This window comes from Mesorhizobium album (genome assembly GCF_033977205.1).
Taxonomy (GTDB): Bacteria; Pseudomonadota; Alphaproteobacteria; order Rhizobiales; family Rhizobiaceae; genus Mesorhizobium; species Mesorhizobium album.
In genome coordinates, this window is record NZ_JAVIIW010000003.1 from 239,562 (window position 1) to 261,235 (window position 21,674).

The 21,674-nt window shown below is 64.9% G+C and carries 19 protein-coding genes and 1 tRNA gene; 15 read left to right on the forward strand and 5 right to left on the reverse strand.

Annotated elements, in window-relative coordinates:
• Nucleotides 1-29 precede the first annotated feature (29 nt).
• Nucleotides 30-971 (reverse strand): N-formylglutamate amidohydrolase, encoded by a 942-nt coding sequence (locus tag RFN28_RS04245; protein ID WP_320286120.1) that lies wholly within the window; start codon nucleotides 969-971, stop codon nucleotides 30-32.
• 163 nt (nucleotides 972-1,134) lie between these two features.
• Here RFN28_RS04245 and cpdR point away from each other — a divergent pair, with 163 nt between their 5' ends.
• Nucleotides 1,135-1,497 (forward strand): cell cycle two-component system response regulator CpdR, encoded by a 363-nt coding sequence (gene cpdR / locus RFN28_RS04250; protein ID WP_006199474.1) that lies wholly within the window; start codon nucleotides 1,135-1,137, stop codon nucleotides 1,495-1,497.
• A gap of 113 nt (nucleotides 1,498-1,610) precedes the next feature.
• A tRNA-Val gene (locus RFN28_RS04255) sits at nucleotides 1,611-1,685 on the forward strand.
• 233 nt (nucleotides 1,686-1,918) lie between these two features.
• Here RFN28_RS04255 and RFN28_RS04260 read toward each other — a convergent pair.
• The gene (locus RFN28_RS04260) at nucleotides 1,919-3,073 is read right to left on the reverse strand and encodes a dihydrodipicolinate synthase family protein (RefSeq protein WP_320286121.1); all 1,155 of its coding nucleotides are present in this window, start codon (nucleotides 3,071-3,073) and stop codon (nucleotides 1,919-1,921) included.
• Nucleotides 3,074-3,304: 231 nt separating this feature from the next.
• Here RFN28_RS04260 and RFN28_RS04265 point away from each other — a divergent pair, with 231 nt between their 5' ends.
• From RFN28_RS04265 to RFN28_RS04325, 13 genes are all read left to right on the forward strand, one after another.
• The gene (locus RFN28_RS04265; protein WP_320286122.1) at nucleotides 3,305-4,363 is read left to right on the forward strand and encodes a LacI family DNA-binding transcriptional regulator; all 1,059 of its coding nucleotides are present in this window, start codon (nucleotides 3,305-3,307) and stop codon (nucleotides 4,361-4,363) included.
• Nucleotides 4,354-5,370, forward strand: coding sequence for a Gfo/Idh/MocA family protein (locus tag RFN28_RS04270; RefSeq protein ID WP_320286123.1), 1,017 nt, complete (start codon nucleotides 4,354-4,356; stop codon nucleotides 5,368-5,370). Before RFN28_RS04265 ends, RFN28_RS04270 begins: the two co-directional genes overlap by 10 nt.
• Nucleotides 5,367-6,968: an acyl CoA:acetate/3-ketoacid CoA transferase gene (locus tag RFN28_RS04275; protein WP_320286124.1), complete on the forward strand. Its 1,602-nt coding sequence runs from the start codon at nucleotides 5,367-5,369 to the stop codon at nucleotides 6,966-6,968. Before RFN28_RS04270 ends, RFN28_RS04275 begins: the two co-directional genes overlap by 4 nt.
• Nucleotides 6,961-7,737 carry an enoyl-CoA hydratase/isomerase family protein gene (locus RFN28_RS04280; RefSeq protein ID WP_320286125.1) on the forward strand — a complete coding sequence of 259 codons (777 nt, stop codon included), beginning with the start codon at nucleotides 6,961-6,963 and terminating at the stop codon, nucleotides 7,735-7,737. Before RFN28_RS04275 ends, RFN28_RS04280 begins: the two co-directional genes overlap by 8 nt.
• Before the next feature lie 10 nt (nucleotides 7,738-7,747).
• Nucleotides 7,748-9,259, forward strand: a complete 1,512-nt coding sequence (locus tag RFN28_RS04285; protein WP_320286126.1) for an aldehyde dehydrogenase family protein — start codon at nucleotides 7,748-7,750, stop codon at nucleotides 9,257-9,259.
• 59 nt (nucleotides 9,260-9,318) lie between these two features.
• Nucleotides 9,319-10,572 (forward strand): ABC transporter substrate-binding protein, encoded by a 1,254-nt coding sequence (locus RFN28_RS04290; RefSeq protein ID WP_320286127.1) that lies wholly within the window; start codon nucleotides 9,319-9,321, stop codon nucleotides 10,570-10,572.
• A 133-nt stretch (nucleotides 10,573-10,705) separates the two neighbouring features.
• Complete coding sequence (locus tag RFN28_RS04295) at nucleotides 10,706-11,665, forward strand: carbohydrate ABC transporter permease (RefSeq protein ID WP_320286128.1); 960 nt, start codon at nucleotides 10,706-10,708, stop codon at nucleotides 11,663-11,665.
• The gene (locus RFN28_RS04300; RefSeq protein ID WP_320286129.1) at nucleotides 11,662-12,606 is read left to right on the forward strand and encodes a carbohydrate ABC transporter permease; all 945 of its coding nucleotides are present in this window, start codon (nucleotides 11,662-11,664) and stop codon (nucleotides 12,604-12,606) included. Before RFN28_RS04295 ends, RFN28_RS04300 begins: the two co-directional genes overlap by 4 nt.
• Before the next feature lie 24 nt (nucleotides 12,607-12,630).
• Nucleotides 12,631-13,746 carry an ABC transporter ATP-binding protein gene (locus tag RFN28_RS04305; RefSeq protein WP_320286130.1) on the forward strand — a complete coding sequence of 372 codons (1,116 nt, stop codon included), beginning with the start codon at nucleotides 12,631-12,633 and terminating at the stop codon, nucleotides 13,744-13,746.
• A gap of 5 nt (nucleotides 13,747-13,751) precedes the next feature.
• Complete coding sequence (locus RFN28_RS04310; RefSeq protein WP_320286131.1) at nucleotides 13,752-15,269, forward strand: GMC oxidoreductase; 1,518 nt, start codon at nucleotides 13,752-13,754, stop codon at nucleotides 15,267-15,269.
• Complete coding sequence (locus RFN28_RS04315; RefSeq protein ID WP_320286132.1) at nucleotides 15,266-16,027, forward strand: 3-ketoacyl-ACP reductase; 762 nt, start codon at nucleotides 15,266-15,268, stop codon at nucleotides 16,025-16,027. The genes RFN28_RS04310 and RFN28_RS04315 overlap by 4 nt, the downstream gene beginning before the upstream one ends.
• 12 nt (nucleotides 16,028-16,039) lie before the next feature.
• The gene (locus RFN28_RS04320; RefSeq protein ID WP_320286133.1) at nucleotides 16,040-17,668 is read left to right on the forward strand and encodes a GMC family oxidoreductase; all 1,629 of its coding nucleotides are present in this window, start codon (nucleotides 16,040-16,042) and stop codon (nucleotides 17,666-17,668) included.
• 10 nt (nucleotides 17,669-17,678) lie between these two features.
• Complete coding sequence (locus RFN28_RS04325; protein ID WP_320286134.1) at nucleotides 17,679-17,993, forward strand: Dabb family protein; 315 nt, start codon at nucleotides 17,679-17,681, stop codon at nucleotides 17,991-17,993.
• 12 nt (nucleotides 17,994-18,005) lie between these two features.
• Here the strand turns inward: RFN28_RS04325 and RFN28_RS04330 are convergent, their stop codons facing one another.
• From RFN28_RS04330 to RFN28_RS04340, 3 genes are all read right to left on the reverse strand, one after another.
• Nucleotides 18,006-18,851 carry an EamA family transporter gene (locus RFN28_RS04330; protein WP_320286135.1) on the reverse strand — a complete coding sequence of 282 codons (846 nt, stop codon included), beginning with the start codon at nucleotides 18,849-18,851 and terminating at the stop codon, nucleotides 18,006-18,008.
• A 7-nt stretch (nucleotides 18,852-18,858) separates the two neighbouring features.
• Entirely contained in the window at nucleotides 18,859-19,776 is a 918-nt protein-coding gene (locus tag RFN28_RS04335) for an endonuclease/exonuclease/phosphatase family protein (protein WP_320286136.1), read from the reverse strand.
• A 113-nt stretch (nucleotides 19,777-19,889) separates the two neighbouring features.
• A complete protein-coding gene (locus RFN28_RS04340; RefSeq protein WP_320286137.1) occupies nucleotides 19,890-21,443 on the reverse strand; it encodes a cation:proton antiporter in 1,554 nt (517 codons plus the stop codon).
• Nucleotides 21,444-21,674 lie beyond the last annotated feature (231 nt).

Here is a 21,674-nt window from a genome sequence, read left to right on the forward strand (position 1 = left end):
TTTTTCAGCCGCGAACCGCAACGCGGGCGTCATTCCGCGGCGAGCGGCAGATCGACGAAATGATGGTCGGGCATCGACATCAGGTCGGCCGAAAAACGCGTCAGGTCGTCGGCAAGCGCGTCGAAGCCGGCCGATTTCTGGAACGTCCGCTCGTTCATGTAAAGGCCGCGATTGACCTCGATCTGCAGCGCGTGCAGATGGCGCGCCGGCCGGCCGTAATGCTCGGTGATGAAGCCGCCGGCATAGGGCTTGTTGTGCGCGACCGCGTAGCCCATGCCGGCGAGCAGGCCGATCGCCCTCTCGGTCAGAGCCGCGCTGGCGGAAATGCCGAAGCGATCGCCGATGATGAAATCCGGCCGCACGCCGTTGTCGCCGACCCGAATGCTGGCCGGCATTGAATGGCAGTCGATGAGCACCGCATAGCCGAACCTAGCATGGGTCCTGGTCAATAGCCGCTTCAGCGTCTCGTGATACGGCTTGTAGACGGCTTCGATGCGTCCAACGGCCTCGGCCAGGGGCAGGCGCCCGGGATAGATGTCCAGCCCCTCCCCCACCAGCTTGGGCACCGTGCCCAGCCCGCCCGCGACGCGGGCCGAGCGGATGTTGCAGAAGGACGGCACGGGCTCCGCGAACATGCGCGGATCGAGTTCCCAGGGCTCGCGGTTGACGTCGAGATAGGCGCGCGGAAAATTCGCCGCCAGCATCGGCGCGCCGAGCGCGACGGCGCCGCCAAAGAGCTCCTCCACATAGCAATCCTCCGACCGGCGTATGGCGGTGCGGTCGAGCCGCGCCATGGCGAGGAAGCGCTCGGGATAATGGCGGCCGCTATGCGGCGAACTGAAGAGGAAAGGGACGCGTTGCTCGGCGCCCGATCGGATTTCGAAGGGTGGTACGACCGAAAAATCCTCGGCTGCCGTCTTCAATTTGAACGAACCAGGAAGAAGCACTGCATCATGACGCAAAACTGCCATCTTGCGCCCGGCATGTCCAGCATTTCAGCCGCACGAAACGGCTGGCTGAAGTGGCGCAGACGGGCCATTGTTCACTTGATGTTTACCGTCTCGTCCTCATATACAGGATGGTTAACGGCCTGCCGGGCGGCAGGCCTGGAGCGGGTGATTCGGACGGGACAAGATGGCACGCATACTGCTGGCGGAAGACGACGACGACATGCGCCGCTTCCTCGTCAAGGCGCTGGAACGAGCAGGTTACCAGGTAAGCGATTTCGACAACGGCGCCAGCGCCTATGAGCGGCTGCGCGAGGAGCCTTTCTCGCTGCTTCTGACCGATATCGTCATGCCCGAGATGGACGGGATCGAGCTCGCCCGCCGCGCCACTGAGATCGATCCGGACTTGAAGGTGATGTTCATCACCGGCTTCGCCGCCGTCGCGCTCAATCCGGATTCCAAGGCGCCCAAGGACGCCAAGGTGCTGTCGAAACCCTTCCATCTGCGTGACCTCGTTAACGAGGTCGAGAAGATGTTGCAGGCGGCCTGAGATATTTTCCGGCAACACATCGGCGGCCTTCCGCCGGTGCGGCAAAGCGAAGCCTTATTTTCGCATTTCTATTGACGCGCCGGACCAAAAATGGTGTATGCGCGGCTTCGGATGGGCGTGTAGCTCAGCGGGAGAGCACTGCATTGACATTGCAGGGGTCACAAGTTCAATCCTTGTCACGCCCACCATCCAGCCAAATCTAGGATCACGGCAATAGGCAATAGGGCTTGCCGCTGCGTAGCCGGGTTCCCCAACTGCCCTACTACTCCCTCATCGAATCATTGTGGCGTCAGATCGGGCGAATGACCGGTATTGCCGCCACCGCCGCCCCCTGCCTTCATGGCACGGCGCATCGCCAATGCCGCAATATTTGACGCTGTCGGTGAGGTGCGCTTGAGATTGCGGGAAGCGAAAAGGCGTATCAGACGCCCGCGACGGCGCAGAGGGCTTTCATCCTGGCGACGGCGCGCTCGGGATCGGCCAGCAAGCCGGCCTGATCGGCAAGGCGAAACACATCCGCGTAGTGGCAGATGCCGCGTGCCGACTGCATGCCGCCGACCATGGTGAAATGATCCTGGTGGCCGTTCAGCCAGGCCATGAAGACGATGCCCGCCTTGTAATATTCGGTCGGCGCCTCGAAGATCTTGCGCGACAACGGCACGGTCGGCGCCATCAGCGCCTCGTAGCCGGCCCGGTCGCCCGCGCCGAGCCTGGCCAGCGCGGCGTTCGCCACCGGGGCAATGGCATCGAAGATGCCGAGCAGCGCATGCGAATGCCGCTTGCCGTCACCCGCGATCAACTCGGGGTAGTTGAAATCGTCGCCGGTGAACATCACCACGCCCTCGGGCAGCCGGTTGCGCAGCAGCACCTCCTTGCCGGCGTCGAGCAGCGATATCTTTATGCCCTCGACCTTGCCGGCATGCCGCTCGATGATGGCAACGACCGTCTCCAGCGCGGACTCGAAATCCCGGCTGCCCCAATAGCCCTCGAGCGCCGGATCGAACATGTCGCCCAGCCAGTGCAGGATGACCTTGCCGGAGGCTTGGCTGAGGATGCGGTCGTAGACGCGGGCGTAGTCATCGGGGCCCTTGGCCACAGCGGCCAGCGCGCGGCTTGCCATCATGATCGCCTTGCCGCCCTCGCCTTCGATAAAGGCGAACTGCTCCTCATAGGCGCGGATCACGTCGTCCAGCGTCCCTGCCGCCGTTGGCGCCAGATGGTCGGTGCCGGCACCGGAAGCAAGATCGGCGCCCGTCACCGTGCGCGCCTCGGCGATCGAGCGGCGGATCAGTTCCTTCGCACTCGCCCAGTCGAAGCCCATTCCGCGCTGCGAGGTGTCCATCGCCTCGGCGATGCGGAAACCGAGCCGCCACAGATGATGGCGGAAGGCCATCGTCTTGTCCCAGTCGACCGCCGGCTGCGCCCAGGGATCGGTCATGGCGAAGGGGTTGGCGACGACATGGGCCGCCGCATAAGCGATGCGTGGGAAATCCGCGCCGATGACGGGCTCCACCGGTTGGCCGACCAGCCGGTAGCCGACACGGTCGCCATTCTCCGCAGGCAGGATGATGTCCATGGAAAGCTCCCTTTGCGGCAGCCTATAGATGGAACGTTCCAATAAATCAAGAACCTTTTATGATTCTGGAACTGAAGCGATCCAATGCTGCATCGCACCACCAAAGCCTTAAGTTTGTTCGCTATCGGTCACATTTTCAATTTCGGCGAGATTCCCAATTGACTCCCGCTTGATGTGAGGTTTAGAACGTTCCAATAAATTTTGCACCAGAACGCGGAGGAAAGCAGGGAGATGGCCAGCCGGGCCAAGGCGACGATCCTGGACATTGCCCGCGAAGCCGGCGTGTCCAAATCGACGGTATCGCTCGTGCTGCAAGGCAGCGGGCTCATCCGGCCTGAGACCGCGGTCAAGGTCCGCAAGGCGATCGAGGATGTCGGCTATGTCTACAACCGCGGCGCCGCCAATCTGCGCAAGGCCCACTCCAACGTCATCGGCATGGTGATCAACGATCTCACCAATCCCTTCTTCGCGGAGCTTGCGGTCGGCATGGAGCGCGTCTTCCAGGCGGCCGGCATCGTGCCCTTCATCGCCAACACCGCCGAAAATCCCGTTCGCCAGGAAGAGGTGCTGAAATCGTTGATGGAGCAAGGCGTCGCCGGCCTGATCGTCTCACCGGCGCGCGGCACCACGCCTGGCGCCTTCCGCCGCATCGAGACCGCCGGCGTGCCGATCGTCTTCACCATGCGCCGGTTGCCCGAGAGCCGCATTCCGGTAATCGCGCCGGACAACCATCGCGGCGCCTTCATCGCCACCGAGCATCTGATCGGCAAGGGCCACCGCCGACTGGCTTTCTTCGGCGGTTCGTCCGACCTCGTGGTTTATCAACAGAGGCTGGGCGGCTTTCTGGAGGCTTGCGAAACGCTGGCGATCCCCGTCGCCGACAGAACGATCGTCGAGGGCGAGACCAGCCGCAAGGGTGGCATGACCTGCCTGGAGACCGCGCTTGCAGCGGCTGAGCCGCCAACAGCTGCCCTTTGCTTCAACGACGCCGTCGCTTTCGGCGTGATGCTGGCGCTGCGCAAGCGCGGCCTCGAGGCCGGGACGGACTTCGCCGTGGTCGGCTTCGATGACGTGGCCGAGGCCGAGCATTATATGCCGGCGCTGACCAGCGTGGCCGTCGATACCGCCGGCCTCGGCGAGCGCGCCGCCCATGTTATGCTGAAAATGATCCAGTCGCGCACAACGCGCGCCGAGGACCATATTGGCGCCGTCAGCCTCGTCGTCAGGGAAAGCTGCGGCCCGAGCCGCAACGCGCGCGGCGCTGGAGCGGGAGACGCGGCATGGGCGTGAGATGGGGCTTGATTGGCGCGAGCACGATCGCCAGGCAGTTCATGATCAATGCCATTCGCGCGCAGGCCGACGGCGAGGTTGCCGCCGTGATGAGCTCCAGCTCAGAGCGGGCTCAGGCCTACGCCAGGGAAAACGGCATACCGGCGGCCGTCTCGACCCTCGATGCGCTGCTTGGCTCGGACGTCGACGCCGTCTACATCTCGACCACCAACGAACTGCACCGCGAACAGGGGCTTGCCGCGATCAAGGCGGGCAAGCATGTGCTTTGCGAGAAGCCGCTGGCGCTGACCAGTGCCGATGCGCGCAGCATGGTCGCCGCCGCCAAGAAAGCCGGCATCGTGTTCGGCACCAACCACCATCTGCGCAATGCCGGCGCCCACCGCGCGATGCGCGAGGCAATCGCGGCCGGCCGCATCGGCAGGCCGATTGCGGCGCGCGTCTTTCATTCCGTCTACCTGCCCGAGAACCTGCAGGGCTGGCGCATCGCCAGGCCCGAAGCCGGCGGCGGCGTGGTGCTCGATATCACCGTGCATGATGCAGACACGCTGCGCTTCGTGCTCGGCGACGACCCGGTCGAGATTTCGGCCTTCACGCAGTCGGCCGGCATGGCCGGTGGTGGCCTGGAGGACGGCGCCATGTGCATCTGGCGTTTCAAGTCCGGCGTCATCGCGCAATCGCACGAGGGCTTCACGACGAAGTTCGCCGGCACCGGCTTCGAGGTGCATGGATCGGAAGGCTCGCTGATCGCCACCAATGTGATGACGCAGAAGCCGGTCGGCTCGGTTCTGCTGCGCACGGCGAGCGGCGAGGAAGAGCTGACCTTCGACCGCGAGGACCTTTACACCCGTTCGCTGCGCCAGTTCCATGCCGCGATCCGCGGCGAGGGCCAGCCTTCGGCCACCGGCGAGGACGGCATATGGTCGCTCGCATCGGCTGAAGCAGCGCTGCAATCGTCGAAGGCCGGCAAGGCGGTGACCATCGACCCACAACTCGGGAGCCTCGCGTGAGCAAGCTCGTCTCGGCGGCCCATGCCGCCAGCCTGATCAAGGACGGCATGGTCGTCTCGGTGTCGTCGTCGAGCGGACTCGGCTGCCCGGACGCCGTGCTTGCCGCGATCGGCGAGCGCTTTGATACGGAAGGCCATCCGACGGCTATCACCACGCTGCACCCGATCGCCGCCGGCGACATGTACGGCATCAAGGGCATCGACCATCTCGCCAAGCCGGGCCTGTTAAAGCGCACGCTTTGCGGCTCGTACCCCTCCGGCCCTTCCTCCGCCGAGCCGCCGCAGATCTGGAAGATGATCGGCGACAATTCGGTCGCCGCCTACAACGTGCCGTCCGGCATCCTGTTCGACATGCATCGTGAGGCGGCCGCAAAACGGCCGGGCGTGCTGACCAAGGTCGGCCTCGACACATTTGCCGACCCGCGCCACCAGGGCTGCGCCATGAATGCGGCCGCCAGCGAGCCGATCGTTTCGGTTCAGCAGTTCGACGGCGAGGAATGGCTCTATTTCCGCGCCATCATCCCCAACATCTCGATCATTCGCGCTACTTCCGCCGACGAGCGCGGCAACCTCACCTATGAGCATGAAGGCGCCTATCTCGGCGGGCTGGAACAGGCGTTAGCTGCCCGCAACAATGGCGGCATTGTCATTGCGCAGGTGAAGCGAGTCGTCGAGAACGGCACGCTGAAGCCGCATGATGTGCGCGTGCCGGGCGTCCTGGTCGACCATATCGTCGTCGTCCCCGATCAGTTGCAGACGACGCAGACGCCTTACGACCCGGCGATCTCGGGCGAGATCTTCCGGCCGCTCTCTACCTTTCGCACTCCGGAGATGAACGTCCAGAAAGTCATCGCGCGCCGCGTCGCCATGGAGTTGCGCGACGGCATGGCCGTCAACATCGGCTTCGGCATCTCCGCCAACGTGCCACGCATCCTCTTGGAGGAAGGCCAGCACGGCAAGGTCACCTGGGTGATCGAGCAGGGCGCGGTCGGCGGCGTGCCGCTGCTCGACTTCAAGTTCGGCTGCGCCTCCAACGCCGAGGCGATCATGCCTTCGCCGCACCAGTTCATCTACTTCCAGGCCGGCGGCTTCGATGCTACGCTGCTCTCCTTCCTGCAGATCGACCGCCACGGCTCGGTCAATGTGTCGAAGCTCTCGGCAAGGCCGCATGTCACGGCCGGCGCCGGCGGCTTCGTCGACATAACCGCGCGGGCGAAGAAGATCGTCTTCTCCGGTTTCTTCAACGCCGGCGCGAAACTCTCGCTGGCCGATGGCGCCATCCGCATCGACCAGGAAGGCAAGGTCAAGAAAATCGTCGAGGAGGTCGAGCACATCTCCTTCTCCGGCAAACGCGCGGTCGCGCAAGGCCAGGACATCACCTATGTCACCGAGCGCTGCGTGATGAAGCTGACGCCGGTCGGGTTGATGGTGACCGAGCTGGCGCCCGGCATCGATCTCGAACGCGACGTGCTGGCGCAGGCCGACATTCCGCTCGCGGTCGCCAACGACCTCAAGGTCACGCCTGCCGCACTCTATCAGGATCGGCCGATCGGCCTTTCGCTCAATGGCGGCGCCTCGCTTGGAGGCGCGCATGACTGAGCGACTCGTCACCTTCGAGCAGGACGGCGCCATCGGCATCGTTACGCTGCGCCGGCCGGAAAAGTTCAACGCGCTCGACATTCCGATGCTGCGCGCGCTCGAAGCAGCACTGGATGAGGCAGATCTGGCCGAGGGCGTCCGCGTCGTGCTGATCCGTGGCGAAGGCAAGGGCTTCTGCGCCGGCGGCGACGTCGAGGCCTGGGGCGCGATGAGCGCCGCCGATTTCCAGGTACAATGGGTCCGCTATGGCCACCGCGTCTTCGACCGGCTGGCGCGGCTCAGGCAACCGACCATCGCCGTGCTCTCCGGCCATGCGCTGGGCGGCGGGCTGGAATTGGCCGCGGCCTGCGATTTCCGCGTCGCCGAAACTCAGGTAAAGCTCGGCTTCCCTGAAACCTCGATCGGCGTCGTGCCCGGCTGGTCCGGCACGCAGCGTGCGGTGCGCCGCTTCGGCGCGCAGGCGGTGCGGCGCATGGCGATTGGCGGTGAGATTTTCCCGGCGGCCGACGCGCTTGCGCTCGGCATCGTCGATCGCGTCGTCGAGACCGGCCAGGCACTGGAGAATGCGAAGGTCTGGGGAGAAAAGATCGCCGAGCGCGGTCCGCTGGCGACCGAGGCCGCCAAGCTGATGATCGGCATAGCCGAAGGCGAGGAAAGCGCGGCAGCAACCGAGGCACTCGCCAGCGGATTCATCGCGCTGACGGGCGACCTCAAGGCCGGCGTAAGCGCCTTTAAGGGCAAGCGGAAGCCGGCCTTTTCGAGATCCTAGAGGAATTCCGATGAACGCACCTCTCAACATTGCCATGCCGGCTGAGGCGTCCCAGGCGCCGAAGACCTACAAGCTTTTGATCGACGGCAAGCATTTGGACGCCCGCGACGGCCGCACGATCGAACGCAGCAGCCCCGGCCACGGCTTTGCCGTTTCGCGTTATGCCCAGGCGGGCGCCGCGGAAGTGGAAGCCGCGGTGCAGGCCGCGCACAAGGCTTTCGAGTCCGGCCCATGGCCGCGCATGAAAGCCTCCGAACGCGCCGCTGCGCTGCTCAAGGCGGCCGACCTGATCGAAACCCGGCTGGAAGAGATCGCCCGGCTTGACGCGCTGGAATCCGGCAAGCCAATCGCCCAGGCGCGCGACGAGATCGGCGGAGCCGTCGACATCTGGCGCTATGCCGCCTCGCTCGCGCGCACGCTGCATGGCGAGAGCTACGCCAATCTCGGCGACTCCATGCTGGGCGTGGTGCTGCGCGAGCCGATCGGCGTCGTCTCGATCATCACGCCGTGGAACTTCCCCTTCCTGATCGTCAGCCAGAAACTGCCCTTCGCGCTTGCCGCCGGCTGCACAGCGGTGGTGAAGCCGAGCGAGATGACATCCGCCTCGACCTTCGTGCTCGGCGACATTCTGCTTGAGGCCGGCCTGCCGGCCGGCGTCGTCAACATCCTGGCGGGCTTCGGCGCCGATGTCGGCGCGCCGATGGTCAGCCATCCGCTGGTCGAGATGGTGTCCTTCACCGGCTCGACCCGCGTCGGCAAAATGACCATGGCGGCGGCCTCGAATTCGCTGAAGAAGGTCTCGATGGAACTCGGCGGCAAGAACGGCCAGATCGTCTTTCCCGACGCCGACCTCGAAGCGGCGGCGGACGCCGCCGTGTTCGGCGGCTTCTTCAACGCCGGCGAATGCTGCAACGCCGGCAGCCGGCTGATCGTGCATGAAGCCATCGCCGACGAGTTCCTGAGGAGAGTCAAGGCGCTGGCCGACAAGGTTAGGGTTGGCGATCCGCTTGACGACCGCACCAAGGTCGGGGCCATGATCTCGGCCGATCACATGGCAAAGGTAGCCGGCTATGTGACGGCCGCGAAAACCGATGGCGGCAGCATCTATAGCGGTGGCGGGCAGCTCGCCTCCAACGCCGGCCAATATCTCGACCCCACCATCGTGCGGGGCGTCACCGAGGACATGGCCATCGCCCGCGAGGAAGTGTTCGGGCCGGTGCTGTCCGTGCTCACTTTTGAAACGATTGAAAGGGCATTGCACATCGCCAACAACACGCCCTATGGTCTGTCTGCGGGTGTGTGGAGCGCCAACATCGACACATGCATGTCGGTGGCGCGCGGAGTGCGTTCGGGGACGGTTTGGGTGAACACGTTCATGGAAGGTTATCCCGAACTGCCCTTCGGCGGCTACAAGCAGTCCGGTCTCGGACGCGAACTCGGCAAACGTGCCGTTGAGGATTATACCGAGGAAAAGACCATTCAGTTTCATCGCGGCCAGCGCACCGGGTGGTGGGTCGGCTGAGTTGGGAGACCCCGGCGGACATCCGCCGGTTATGTGAATGCAACAAGGGAGGAAGTGTAATGTTGCGCAAACTGCTTATCGGAACGGCTCTTGCGACGAGCTTTGCGTTCTCGGCGCATGCCGCGGACGTCAAGGAAGTGCAGATGCTGCATTGGTGGACGTCGGGCGGCGAAGCGGCCGCTCTGAACGTGCTGAAGCAGGACCTCGCCAAGGAAGGCTATGCCTGGAAGGACGTGCCGGTGGCCGGCGGCGGCGGCGATGCCGCCATGACCGCCCTGAAGGCGATGGTGGCAGCCGGCAACTATCCGACCGCCTCGCAGATGCTCGGCTACACGGTGCTCGACTATGCCGCAGCCGGCGTCATGGGCGACCTGACCGAGACCGCCAAGAAGGAAGGCTGGGACAAGTCGGTTCCGACCGCCCTGCAGAAATTCTCCGTCTATGACGGCAAGTGGGTCGCAGCTCCGGTCAACGTCCACTCCGTCAACTGGCTGTGGATCAACAAGGCGGTGATGGACAAGATCGGCGGCACCGAGCCGAAGACCTTCGACGACTTCATCGCCCTGCTCGACAAGGCGAAGGCGGCGGGCGTCATCCCGCTCGCGCTCGGCGGCCAGAACTGGCAGGAAGCCACCATGTTCGACTCCGTTGTGATGTCGACCGGCGGGCCGGAATTCTACAAGAAGGCGATGAACGACCTCGATGACACGTCGCTCAAGTCCGACACGATGAAGAAGTCGTTCGACAACCTCGCCAAGCTCATCAAATATGTCGACCCGAACTTCTCGGGCCGCGACTGGAACCTTGCCACCGCCATGGTCATCAAGGGCGATGCGCTGGTTCAGGTCATGGGCGACTGGGCCAAGGGCGAGTTCCACGCCGCCAAGAAGACCCCGGGCACCGACTTCCTGTGCTATCGCTTCCCGGGCACTGACGGCACCGTGATCTACAACTCCGACATGTTTGGCATGTTCAATGTCCCGGACGACCGCAAGGCCGCCCAGGTGGCGCTTGCCACCGCCACATTGTCGAAAAGCTTCCAGTCGGCCTTCAACGTCGTGAAGGGCTCGGTTCCGGCCCGCACCGACGTGCCTGACACCGATTTCGACGCATGCGGCAAGAAGGGCATCGCCGACCTGAAGAAAGCCAATGAGGGCGGCACGCTGTTCGGCTCGCTGGCCCAGGGCTATGGCGCGCCTCCGGCCGTTGCCAATGCTTACAAGGACGTCATCTCGAAGTTCGTCCACGGCCAGATCAAGTCTTCGGACGAGGCCGTGACCGAGCTAGTCAAGGCCATCGACGACGCCAAGTAAGGCGTTTTGCCGTGAACTCAAATCTCCCCCGCTCCGGCGGGGGAGGTCTACCGTCGAGACGATATCCGGGATTGCCGCCATGGCGTGCGCTGCGCGCCGGGCGATCTCCGCTAACCGGGTACTGGATGAGCCGATGAGCACAGTTGCCGAAACCACCATCAAGCTGACACGGGGGCCCGACACCCGCCCTAGCGCGACCGTCCGCTCGCGGTTGCAGGACCTGCTGCCGAAGATCGTTCTGGCGCCGAGCTTCGCGGCGACGATCGTCTTCGTCTATGGCTTCATCCTGTGGACGATCTATCTGTCGTTCACCAACTCCAAGACGTTCCCGTCCTACGCCATCACCGGCCCCCGCGCCTATCAGCGGCTGTGGCGCTGGACCTTCGAGAGCGACCCGCCGTCGAGCTGGTACACCTCGATCACCAACATGGGCATTTTCGGCTTCCTCTACATCCTGATCTGCCTGGCGCTCGGCCTGTTCCTGGCCATCCTGCTTGACCAGAAGATCCGCGGCGAAGGCGTGTTGCGGCCGATCTATCTCTATCCGATGGCGCTCTCCTTCATCGTCACCGGCGTCGCCTGGAAATGGTTCCTCGACCCCGGCCTCGGCCTCGAGCAGACGCTGCATCAATGGGGCTGGACGAGCTTCCATTTCGACTGGATCAAGAACAAGGATTTCGTCATCTACACAGTGGTGATCGCCGGCGTCTGGCAGGCTTCCGGATTCATCATGGCGATGTTCCTGGCCGGGCTTCGCGGGATCGACGGCGAGATCATGAAAGCCGCGCAGATCGACGGCGCCTCCACCTTCCAGCTCTATCGCCGCATCGTCATCCCGCTCTTGAGGCCGGTGTTCCTCTCGGCCTTCATCGTGCTCGCGCATCTGGCCATCAAGTCCTACGACCTCGTCGTGGCGCTGACCAGCGGTGGCCCCGGCGGCTCGGCCTGGCTGCCGTCCAACTTCATGTACGAGTTCACCTTCAAGCGCAACGAAATGGCTGTCGGCTCCGCAAGCGCGGTGATCATGCTGATGACGCTGACCGCCATCATCGTGCCTTACCTCTATTCCGAGCTTAGGGAGAGGCCGCGATGAGCGCCGTCACCTCACCTGCCCGCCAGGTATCGAGCGGCATCAGCGCAAGAACGGTGAACCGCATCGTCATCTACGGGCTGCTCGCGCTGTTCGCGCTGTTCTACCTGGTGCCGCTTTTCGTCATGCTGGTCACCTCGTTCAAGACCATGGACGAGATCCAGAACGGCAACATGCTGGCCTTGCCGCAGTCGCCGACCTTCGAGCCCTGGGGCAAGGCCTGGGGCGAGGCCTGCGTCGGCCTCACCTGCGCCGGCATCAAGGGCTACTTCTGGAACTCCATCAAGATGGTGGTTCCGGCGGTGCTGATCTCGACGCTGCTCGGCGCGCTCAACGGCTATGTGCTGACCAAATGGCGCTTCCGCGGCCACACGCTGGTCTTCGCCATGATGTTGTTCGCCTGCTTCATCCCGTTCCAGTCGGTGCTTTTGCCGATGGCAACGATCCTCGGCAGCATCGGCCGCTTCGGCGCCAACCTGCGGAACACGACCGGCTTCTCGTTCGGCCTCGGCAACTCGACGGTCAACCTCGTCTTCGTCCATGTGGTCTATGGCCTGGGCTTCACCACGCTGTTCTTCCGCAACTACTACGAGGCCTTCCCCACCGAGCTGATCAAGGCCGCGCAGGTCGACGGCGCCTCCTTCTTCCAGATCTTCCGCCGCATCATGCTGCCGAACTCGATGCCGATCTTCGTCGTCACCGTCATCTACCAGTTCACCAACATCTGGAACGACTTCCTGTTCGCCTCTGCCTATGCCGGCACCGGCGACGTGATGCCGATGACGGTGGCGCTGAACAACGTCGTCAACACCTCGACCGGCGTCGTCGAATACAACGTCAACATGGCGGCGGCGATGATCGCAGCACTCCCCACCCTGATCGTCTACGTCGTCGCCGGACGCTATTTCGTGCGCGGGCTGATGGCTGGCGCGGTCAAGGGCTGACCCTCTTTTCGCTAAGGAACGACCATGGCTTTTCTGGAAATTGATGGGCTGAAGAAGCGCTTCGGGAATGTCGAGATCCTGAAGGGCATCAATGTCGAGCTCGAAAAGGGCGGCTTCCTCGTCCTGGTTGGCCCGTCCGGCTGCGGCAAGTCCACCCTGCTCAATACCATTGCCGGGTTGGAGAACATCACCGAGGGCGAGATCCGCGTCGACGGCCGGGCGATCAACGATCTGCATCCCTCGAAGCGCGACATCGCCATGGTTTTCCAGAGCTATGCGCTCTATCCCAACATGACGGTGGCCGGGAACATCGCCTTCGGCATGGAGATGCGCGGCGTGCCGGCGGCGGAGCGGCAGGCGGCGATCGACAAGGTGGCCAAGATACTGCAGATCGGCCACCTGTTGCAGCGCAAGCCCAGTCAGCTTTCCGGCGGCCAGCGGCAGCGCGTCGCCATGGGCCGCGCACTGGTGCGCGACCCGAAACTCTTCCTGTTCGACGAGCCGCTCTCCAACCTCGACGCCAAGCTGCGCGTCGACATGCGCATCGAAATCAAGCGCCTGCATGCTACCACCGGCACGACGATCGTCTATGTCACGCACGACCAGATCGAGGCGATGACGCTGGCGACCAAGATCGCCGTGATGCGCGACGGCGAGGTGCAGCAGTTCGGCACACCGGCGGAAGTCTACAACAACCCGTCCAACGTCTTCGTCGCCGACTTCATGGGCTCGCCGGCGATGAACCTGATTCCGGCGAAAATCGACGCCAATGGCAGCGGGTTGTCCGTGGTGCTCGATCGCGAAGCGCGCCAGCCGATCACGCTGGCGCTGCCCGGTGCGCCGGCGGGCCTTGCGGCCTTCAAGGACAAGCAGGTCATCTTCGGCGTCCGCCCGGAGGCGTTGACCGATCCCGAAGGCGCCGAGCGCAACGGCGCTACTATCGCCACCGCCGACTGCCATATCGAGGTGGTTGAACCGGCCGGCTCCGACACCTTCGCCGTCACCAATCTCGGCGGCAAGGCCGTCGTGGCGCGGCTGCGTGCCGATGCCAGGATTCAGCCGGGAACCAGCACGCCACTCGCCTTCAACCTGACCAAGGCGGTGTTCTTCGACCCGGCGACTGAGAAGCGCATTCTCTGACGGCCATGACAAACCCGGATATCGTCATCATCGGCTCCGGCATCGGCGGCGCCACGATCGCCTCCGGCTTGGCCGGCAGCGGCGCCTCGATCGTAATCCTGGAGCGCGGCGAGCACCTGCCCGCGACGCCGCATGCGCGCTCGACGCGCTCGATCTTCGTCGACGGGCATTACCGGCCGAAGGAGATGTGGCGCGAAGCCGGCGGCCCGGCCTTCAACCCCGGCAACTACTATTATGTCGGCGGCAACTCGAAATTCTTCGGCGCGGTGCTGATCCGCTACCGCAAGGAGGATTTTTCCGAGCTCGAGCATTTCGGCGGCATCTCGCCGGCCTGGCCGTTTTCCTATGACGAGTTCGAGCCCTGGTATTCGGAGGCCGAGCGGCTTTTTCGCGTGCGCGGCTGTCTCGGCGAGGACCCGACCGAGCCGTTCCACTCGCTCCCCTATCCCTTCAAGCCGGTGCCGGACGAGCCTTCGATCGCGCGCGCCCGCGCCGAACTCAAGGGCCTCGGCCTGCATCCCGCCTCGCTGCCGCTCGGCGTCGATATCGAAGCCTGGTTGAAGGAGGGCAAGACCGGCTGGGACGCATTCCCGAACACCGGCCAGGGTAAGGTCGATGCCCAGACCGGACCGCTCGCGGCGGCGCTGGCGGACGGCAATATCCGGCTCGAGACTGGCGCCCATGTCGACTGGCTCGAAGCGTCGCCGGACGGCAAGTCGATCGCCGCCATCCACTACACGCAGAACGGCTCGCAAAAGACGCTGTCGCCGAAATTGGTGATCCTGTCGGCCGGCGCGATCAACTCCGCCGTTATCCTGCTCCGCTCGCCCTCGGCCAATACCGGCAAGAAAGGGGGCAAGGGCCTTGCCAACAGCTCCGACCAGGTCGGGCGCAATTTCATGAACCACAATTCGAGCGCGATGCTGGCGATCGACCCGCGCCGCCGCAACGACGCCGTCTACCAGAAAACGCTGATGCTCAATGACTATTATCTGTCGGACGGCAAGGGCGGCAAGCCGCTAGGCAATGTCCAACTGCTCGGCAAGATCGACGGCAACATCCTCAAGGCCAATGTGAAGCTGGCGCCGAAATTCGCGCTCGACTTCATGGCCGGCCACGCCGTCGACTGGTACCTGATGTGCGAGGATCTGCCCGATCCCGAAAGCCGCATCATGGTCGACGGCAAGGAGATCGTCATGCAGTGGCGGCGCTCCAACATGCAGTCGCTCGAAGGACTGACCAAGGTGATGCGCGAGAATTTTCGCGCCTGCGGCTATCCCATTGTGCTGTCGCGCCCCTTCGACAAACGCACGCCCTCGCACCAATGCGGCACGGTGAGGATGGGCAACGACCCGGCAGCGGCACCCCTCGATACGTTCTGCCGCGCCTACGACCACCGGAATCTGTTCGTCGTCGACGCCGGCTTCCTGCCGACTTCCGCTGCGGTCAATCCGGCGCTGTCGATCGCCGCCCAGGCGCTGCGCGTCGCCGATCACATCCGCAAGACGGAGCTTTCGACATGACCCGCCCGGCGGCCATCGTCACCGGCGGCGCGCGCGGCATCGGCCTCGCCTGCGCCGAAGCGCTGGCCGATGCCGGCTTCGACATCCTTGTCGCCGACCTTGCCGAGAAGCCGGCCAAGGGACTTGCCGAGAACATCGCTGCACGCGGTGCGAGATTCGCCTATGCCCGCTGCGACATCGCCGATCTTGGCGGCCATGCCGCCCTCGTCGAGGGCACGATTGACGCCTTCGGCCGCATCGACTGCCTGGTCAACAATGCCGGCATAGGCGCCGTGCTGCGTGGCGATCTTTTGGAGCTGAAGCCGGAAAATTTCGACCGCGCGCTTGCCATCAATCTGCGCGGCACGGTGTTCCTCAGCCAGGCCGTCGCCAAGGCCATGCTGGCGACGCCTGCCGGCCCGGCCAGATCGATCATCACCATCACTTCGGTCAGCGCGACGATGGCCTCGCCGGAGCGTGCCGACTACTGCATTTCCAAGGCTGGCCTTTCCATGTGGATCAAGAACCTGGCGCTCAGGCTCGCCGCCGAAGGCATCGGCGTGTTCGAGGTGCGGCCGGGCATCATCCGCACCGACATGACGGCAGGCGTCTCCGCCAAATATGACGCGCTGATCGATGGCGGCCTGGTGCCGGCCAAACGCTGGGGCGAAGCGGCCGATATCGGCGCGGTGGTGGCCACGCTTGCCAGCGGAAAATTTGGCTTTGCGACCGGATCGGTCATCGATGTCGACGGCGCGCTCTCCGTGCCTCGCTTGTAGGTGAGTGGAACCATGGCAGACTACATCATTGTTGGCGCCGGCCCGGCCGGCTGCGTGCTGGCCAACCGGCTGAGCGAGGATCCTTCCCATTCGGTCCTGCTGCTGGAGGCCGGCGGCAAGGACTGGCATCCGCTGATCCATATGCCGGCGGGTTTCGCCAAGATGACCAAGGGCATCGCCTCCTGGGGCTGGTCGACCGTGCCGCAAAGGCACATGAAGGACCGCATCTTCTGGTACACCCAGGCCAAGGTGGTGGGCGGCGGCTCCTCGATCAACGCCCAGATCTACACGCGCGGCAACGCCCGCGATTACGACGCCTGGGAGAAGGAAGAGGGCCTGGCCGGCTGGGGCTATCGCGACGTGCTGCCCTATTTCAAGCGCGCCGAAAACAACCAGCGCTTCGCCAACGACTATCACGGCGACCAGGGGCCGCTCGGCGTCTCCAACCCGATCTCGCCGCTGCCGATCTGTGAGGCCTATTTCCGAGCCGGGCAGGAGATGGGCATCCCCTTCAATCCGGATTTCAATGGCGCCAGCCAGGAGGGCGTCGGCTACTACCAGCTCACCCAGAAGGACGCGCGCCGCTCGTCTGCCTCCGTCGCCTATCTGAAGCCGATCCGCGCCCGCAAGAACCTGACCGTCAGGACCGACGTGCTCGTCACCCGCGTCGTCGTCGAGAAGGGCCGCGCCATCGGCGTCGAAATCGTCGACAAGCCAGGCGGCGAGAAGACCATCCTGCACGCCGAGCGCGAGGTGATCGTCTCCTCGGGATCCATCGGCTCGCCGAAACTCTTGATGCAGTCGGGCATCGGGCCCGCTGACCATCTGAAATCGGTCGGAGTCACGCCGCTCCACGACCTGCCGGGCGTCGGCTCCAACATGCAGGACCATCTCGACCTGTTCGTGATTGCCGAATGCACGGGCGACCACACCTACGACAACTACGCCAAGCTGCACCGCACGCTGTGGGCCGGCCTGCAATATCTCCTGCTGAAGAAGGGGCCGGTGGCTTCAAGCCTGTTCGAAACGGGAGGCTTCTGGTACGCCGACCCGACGGCCGCCTCGCCCGACATCCAGTTCCATCTCGGCCTCGGCTCCGGCATCGAGGCCGGCGTCGAGAAGCTGAAGAACCCCGGTGTGACGCTGAATTCCGCTTTCCTGCGCCCGCGCTCGCGCGGCACCGTGCGGCTGAAGAGCGCCGATCCGGCCGACCATCCGCTGATCGATCCGAACTACTGGTCCGACCCTTATGACCGCGACATGTCGATCAAGGGGATCAGGCTGGCGCGCGAGATCATGCGCCAGAAGGCGCTTCAGCCCTATGTGCTGCGCGAGGTGCTGCCCGGCCCTGCCCTGCAGAGCGACGCCGACCTTTTCGACTATGCCTGCCGCACGTCGAAGACCGACCACCATCCGGTCGGAACCTGCCGCATGGGCCATGACGAGATGAGCGTGGTGACGCCGGACCTCAGGCTGCGTGGCATAGAAGGCCTGCGCGTCTGCGACGCCTCCGTCATGCCGCGCGTCCCCTCCTCCAACACCAATGCGCCGACGGTCATGGTCGGCGAAAAGGGCGCCGACCTGATCCTCGGCCGCGAGCCGCTGCCGCCGGCCGTGTTCAAGGGCAACCAGGCGGCTTGAGGAAGGGGCGATGATCAGGCACTGCGTCTTTGTCCGCTTCCGCAACGATGTTCCCGCCGCCGAACGCATCGCGATCTACGCCGATCTTGAAGCGCTGCGCTCGGTCATCGGCGGTATGGGCAAAGTGCATTTCGGCGCCAACATCAGCCCCGAACCGTTCGCGCGCGGCTTCACGCATGGCTTCACCATCGACTTCCGCGATGCCGCCGCCCGCGACGCCTATTTGGTGCACGAAGCGCATCAGCGCGCCGGCGCCCGGCTGGTCGAGGCGCTCGAAGGCGGCACCGCCGGGTTGATGGTGTTCGATCTGGAAGTTTCCGGCTGACTGACTGAGAAACTACCCGAGCCTCAACGCGACGACTCCTGCGACGATGCCGAGCGCAGCGGCGGCACGCCATGCCGTCATCTTCTCGCCCAGCGCCAGTACCGAGATCAGCATCGCGAACAGGATCGAGGTCTCACGCAACGACGCGACCGAGGCGATCGGCGCCTTGGTCATCGCCCATATCGCGATCCAGTAAGCCGCGCCGCTGAGCACGCCGGTGAAGAGCCCTGCCTTCCAGTCGCGCGCGAGCACGGGCAGCGACTGCGGCCCGCGAAAGGCGACGCACAGCACCAAAGCGGAGAGCGCGTCGCAGACGAACACCCAGGCCGAATAGCTTTGTGCGGTTGCCGCAAGCCGCGCGCCGCTGCCGTCGGAGAGCGTATAGCTGGCGATGAAGATCGAGGTGCCGAGCGCAAAGCCGACGGCGCGCAGATTGAGCCTTTCCAGATGCGCGCCGCCGCGGAACGACATGACCAGCGTGCCCGCCGACAGAAGTACGATGCCGAAGATGGCGAGCGGCGCCGGAACCTCTCCGACCAGGACGATGCCGCCGAGCGCCGAGAGCAGCGGCGCCGTGCCGCGTGCCAGCGGGTAGGTCTGGGCGAAATCGCCGGCCCTGTAGGCACCGATCAGGAATGTCCGATACCCCATGTGGAAGAACACCGACGCCAGAATGAAGGGCCAGACCTCGGCATTCGGCACTTCGACGAAAGGCAGCGCCAGCAGCGCTGCGAATCCCGTGCCGAGTGTCATCAGCGTGATCGACAGGAAGCGGTCGAGATGCACCTTGACCAGTGCGTTCCAGATCGCATGCATGGCGGCCGCCGACAGCACCGCGAGGACGACGAAAAGCGTCATGGCCGCCTCACACGCCCGCCAGCCCTGAGGCGATGCCTGGCGTTTCCAGATCGATATCGACCCTCAGCGGGAAATGGTCGGAAGCCGCCTCGCCGATATCGGCCATCACCGAACGCACCCGCCCGGCAAGCATGCCGCCGACGAAGCAATGATCGAGCCGGCGTTTCGCCAGCCTGCCGTCGATGATCTTTTCATGCGTATGGAAGTCCGCTGCCGGCTCGGCGGCGACGGCGGCGGCATCGACGAAGCCGTCGATATAGGCGGCGCCGCGATGATAGGGCGTGCTGCCGACGATGCGCCGGTATTCCGTACTTCCCGGCTCCATGTTGAAATCGCCGAGCCAGATCGCCGCCAGCGGGTTTTCCGGCTCCGGCTCGCCATTGCTCCAGTTGCGCTGCGGCTCGTCATCGGCGCCGCTCCACGGGCCGCCCTCGGATGGCGCCCGGCGATGCTCGGCAAGCAGGTAGTCGATCTGGCCCAGCCTCTCCTCGGCCGCGATATGCGCAAGATGCAGCGACAGCACCCGTACCGGCCCCGCAGGCGTGCGGATCATGCACTCCAGCGCCGCGCTCCGGGTGTTGAGCGGCCTCAGCGTGCGGCGCAGCGGCAGCGCCTGCAGGCGCGACCAGACGATCGGCAGCTTCGACAGCACCATGGTGCCGAACTGCCGCCGGCGGTTCACAATGCGGCCGTTGCGCTTTTCGCTGGCATCCATGTCAAAGGCCGGGCCGTAGACCCAGTAATAGCCCGGCAGCAGCTGCGAAAGTATCTCCGGCTGGTCGTCGCCATTGCTGCGCTGCCAGTGCCGCTCGACCTCCTGCAGGGCGATGATGTCCGCGCCGTCGACAAGGCGCGCTGCGCGCGCCAGATCGTAGCGCCCGTCGCTGCCGTAGCCGTACTGGATGTTGTAGCTGACCAGCTTCATCGATTAACCGGCTGAATATCCTGCCACGGCAGTAGCGCCTCGGCCATAGCGTTGCAATGGACCGGTGCGGCGCGCGGAATAGTCCACCTGAATTGACGGCCACCGGACCGTCCCTAGTAGGTGGTGAGCGGCTGGTAACTTCCCGCCGGCGACGCCGCCAGCTCCGCCCAGTCGATCTCTTCCTCCAGTCGGTGATAGGCCTCGTCGCCGATCGCCCCGCTGCGGCGCAGTTCCTCCAGCGTGTCGCGCTGCCGCTTGATGGCATAGAGGCGCAGCCGGTCGTACTCCGTCGCGGCCTGGGCATCCTCCGGGTTTTCGGCGATCAGGCGCTGGGCCTCGTATTGCTCGCGCACGACCGCCGCCGCGGCCGAGGTCTTGCGGCTCAACACGTCGAGTGCGGCCTGCATGATGGCGACGCGCGCCTCAGCCACCTCGATCTCGACCGTCGTGTCCCGTTCGAAATTGAGCAGGCGCAGCAGCGGCTTCAGGCTCATGCCCTGCAGCACCAGCGTTCCAAGCACCACCGCGAAGGCGGCAAGCACGATCGGATCGCGGCCCGGAAAGCCGGCCGGCAAGGCGAAGGCCGCCACCAGCGTCACCAGCCCGCGCATGCCGCACCAGCCGATCAGCACGCCGCCGCGGAACGACGGCGCTTCCCGCTTCGGGGCCTCGCTGCCGAAGCGGGCCACCCATCTGAGGATCGCGCCGCATCCCAGGACCCAGGCGAGGCGCGCGACGATGACAACGGCGAGCACGGTTGCGGCAAAGCCGAATGCCTCGGCCTGCCCTTGCCCCTCGAGCCGGCTGACGATCAGCCGCGCCTGGAGACCCATGAGGACGAAGGCCAGCACGTTGAGCACGAAAACTGCTGACTCCCAGACCGAATAGGCGCTCACGCGGCGTCTCGCCGACATGCGGCGCGGTGCGGTGCGCGCGATGGTGATGGCATAGACGACGATGGTGATGATGGCCGAAAGGCCGATCCTGTCGGCGATGATCCAGACGGCGAAAGTTCCGGCGAACTGCACCACCGTGCTGCTCGCCGCGTCCTCGATGCGCGACAGCGTCAACAGCGAGCAGCGGCCGAACAGATAGCCGGCGGCGACGCTGCCGATCGTGGACAACAGGACGATGGGAACCGCATCCTTCAGCATGACGGCCCCGATCGTCGCCGAGACCGATATCCGGTAGATCAAAAGCGCGGTGGCGTCGTTGAGCAGGCTTTCGCCCTGCAGGATCGCGGTGACGCGATGCGGCACCTTGAACTGCCCGAGCACTGCGCTTGCTGCCACCGCGTCCGGCGGCGCGACGATGGCGCCGAGCGCGATCGCCGCCGCGACCGGCAGGCCGGCCATCTTCCAGCCGACGAAGGCAACTACCACGGTGGTGAAGACGACGGCGCCAAGCGCCAGAAGCGCCAATGGCAGCCGGTAGCGGTTGAGATCGCGCAGCGACGTATCATAGGCGGCATCGAGGAGAACAGGCGCTATGAACAGCGCCAGCGCCAATTCGGGATCGATCTCGATCGTCGGCGCGCCGGGCAGGAAGGCGAGCCCCGCCCCGGCCAGGGCCAGGAGCGATGGATAAGGCACCTCCAGCCAGCGCGACAGCGCCGTCAGCGCGACGGCAATCAGCAGCAGGATCAAGGTGATTTCGAACAGCGCCATGGCTCATCGTAACGGCGAAGCGGGCGAGTTGGCAGTGCCTTCCGATAGGATGCTGTTGATTGTCCAACGCGTCGATATCGCCTGGCCATATGCACATTGCGCCGGCTTGAAGAGCCTCAGTCCAGTTGGCGCGAGTCAGGCCGCGCCGAAACCGGAGCGGAGCGTACTTGAAGTACGTGAGCACCGGCCTACGCCGGCCGTAGCCTTAACTGTCCCGCCCCTTTCACGAAT

Excerpts from the sequence above, each read along its gene's own strand:
- RFN28_RS04245 (WP_320286120.1), bottom strand. The coding sequence starts at position 971 with ATGGCAGTTTTGCGTCATGATGCAGTGCTTCTTCCTGGTTCGTTCAAA.
- cpdR (WP_006199474.1), top strand. The coding sequence starts at position 1,135 with ATGGCACGCATACTGCTGGCGGAAGACGACGACGACATGCGCCGCTTC.
- RFN28_RS04260 (WP_320286121.1), bottom strand. The coding sequence starts at position 3,073 with ATGGACATCATCCTGCCTGCGGAGAATGGCGACCGTGTCGGCTACCGG.
- RFN28_RS04265 (WP_320286122.1), top strand. The coding sequence starts at position 3,305 with ATGGCCAGCCGGGCCAAGGCGACGATCCTGGACATTGCCCGCGAAGCC.
- RFN28_RS04270 (WP_320286123.1), top strand. The coding sequence starts at position 4,354 with ATGGGCGTGAGATGGGGCTTGATTGGCGCGAGCACGATCGCCAGGCAG.
- RFN28_RS04280 (WP_320286125.1), top strand. The coding sequence starts at position 6,961 with ATGACTGAGCGACTCGTCACCTTCGAGCAGGACGGCGCCATCGGCATC.
- RFN28_RS04285 (WP_320286126.1), top strand. The coding sequence starts at position 7,748 with ATGAACGCACCTCTCAACATTGCCATGCCGGCTGAGGCGTCCCAGGCG.
- RFN28_RS04290 (WP_320286127.1), top strand. The coding sequence starts at position 9,319 with ATGTTGCGCAAACTGCTTATCGGAACGGCTCTTGCGACGAGCTTTGCG.
- RFN28_RS04295 (WP_320286128.1), top strand. The coding sequence starts at position 10,706 with ATGAGCACAGTTGCCGAAACCACCATCAAGCTGACACGGGGGCCCGAC.
- RFN28_RS04300 (WP_320286129.1), top strand. The coding sequence starts at position 11,662 with ATGAGCGCCGTCACCTCACCTGCCCGCCAGGTATCGAGCGGCATCAGC.
- RFN28_RS04305 (WP_320286130.1), top strand. The coding sequence starts at position 12,631 with ATGGCTTTTCTGGAAATTGATGGGCTGAAGAAGCGCTTCGGGAATGTC.
- RFN28_RS04310 (WP_320286131.1), top strand. The coding sequence starts at position 13,752 with ATGACAAACCCGGATATCGTCATCATCGGCTCCGGCATCGGCGGCGCC.
- RFN28_RS04315 (WP_320286132.1), top strand. The coding sequence starts at position 15,266 with ATGACCCGCCCGGCGGCCATCGTCACCGGCGGCGCGCGCGGCATCGGC.
- RFN28_RS04320 (WP_320286133.1), top strand. The coding sequence starts at position 16,040 with ATGGCAGACTACATCATTGTTGGCGCCGGCCCGGCCGGCTGCGTGCTG.
- RFN28_RS04325 (WP_320286134.1), top strand. The coding sequence starts at position 17,679 with ATGATCAGGCACTGCGTCTTTGTCCGCTTCCGCAACGATGTTCCCGCC.
- RFN28_RS04330 (WP_320286135.1), bottom strand. The coding sequence starts at position 18,851 with ATGACGCTTTTCGTCGTCCTCGCGGTGCTGTCGGCGGCCGCCATGCAT.
- RFN28_RS04335 (WP_320286136.1), bottom strand. The coding sequence starts at position 19,776 with ATGAAGCTGGTCAGCTACAACATCCAGTACGGCTACGGCAGCGACGGG.
- RFN28_RS04340 (WP_320286137.1), bottom strand. The coding sequence starts at position 21,443 with ATGGCGCTGTTCGAAATCACCTTGATCCTGCTGCTGATTGCCGTCGCG.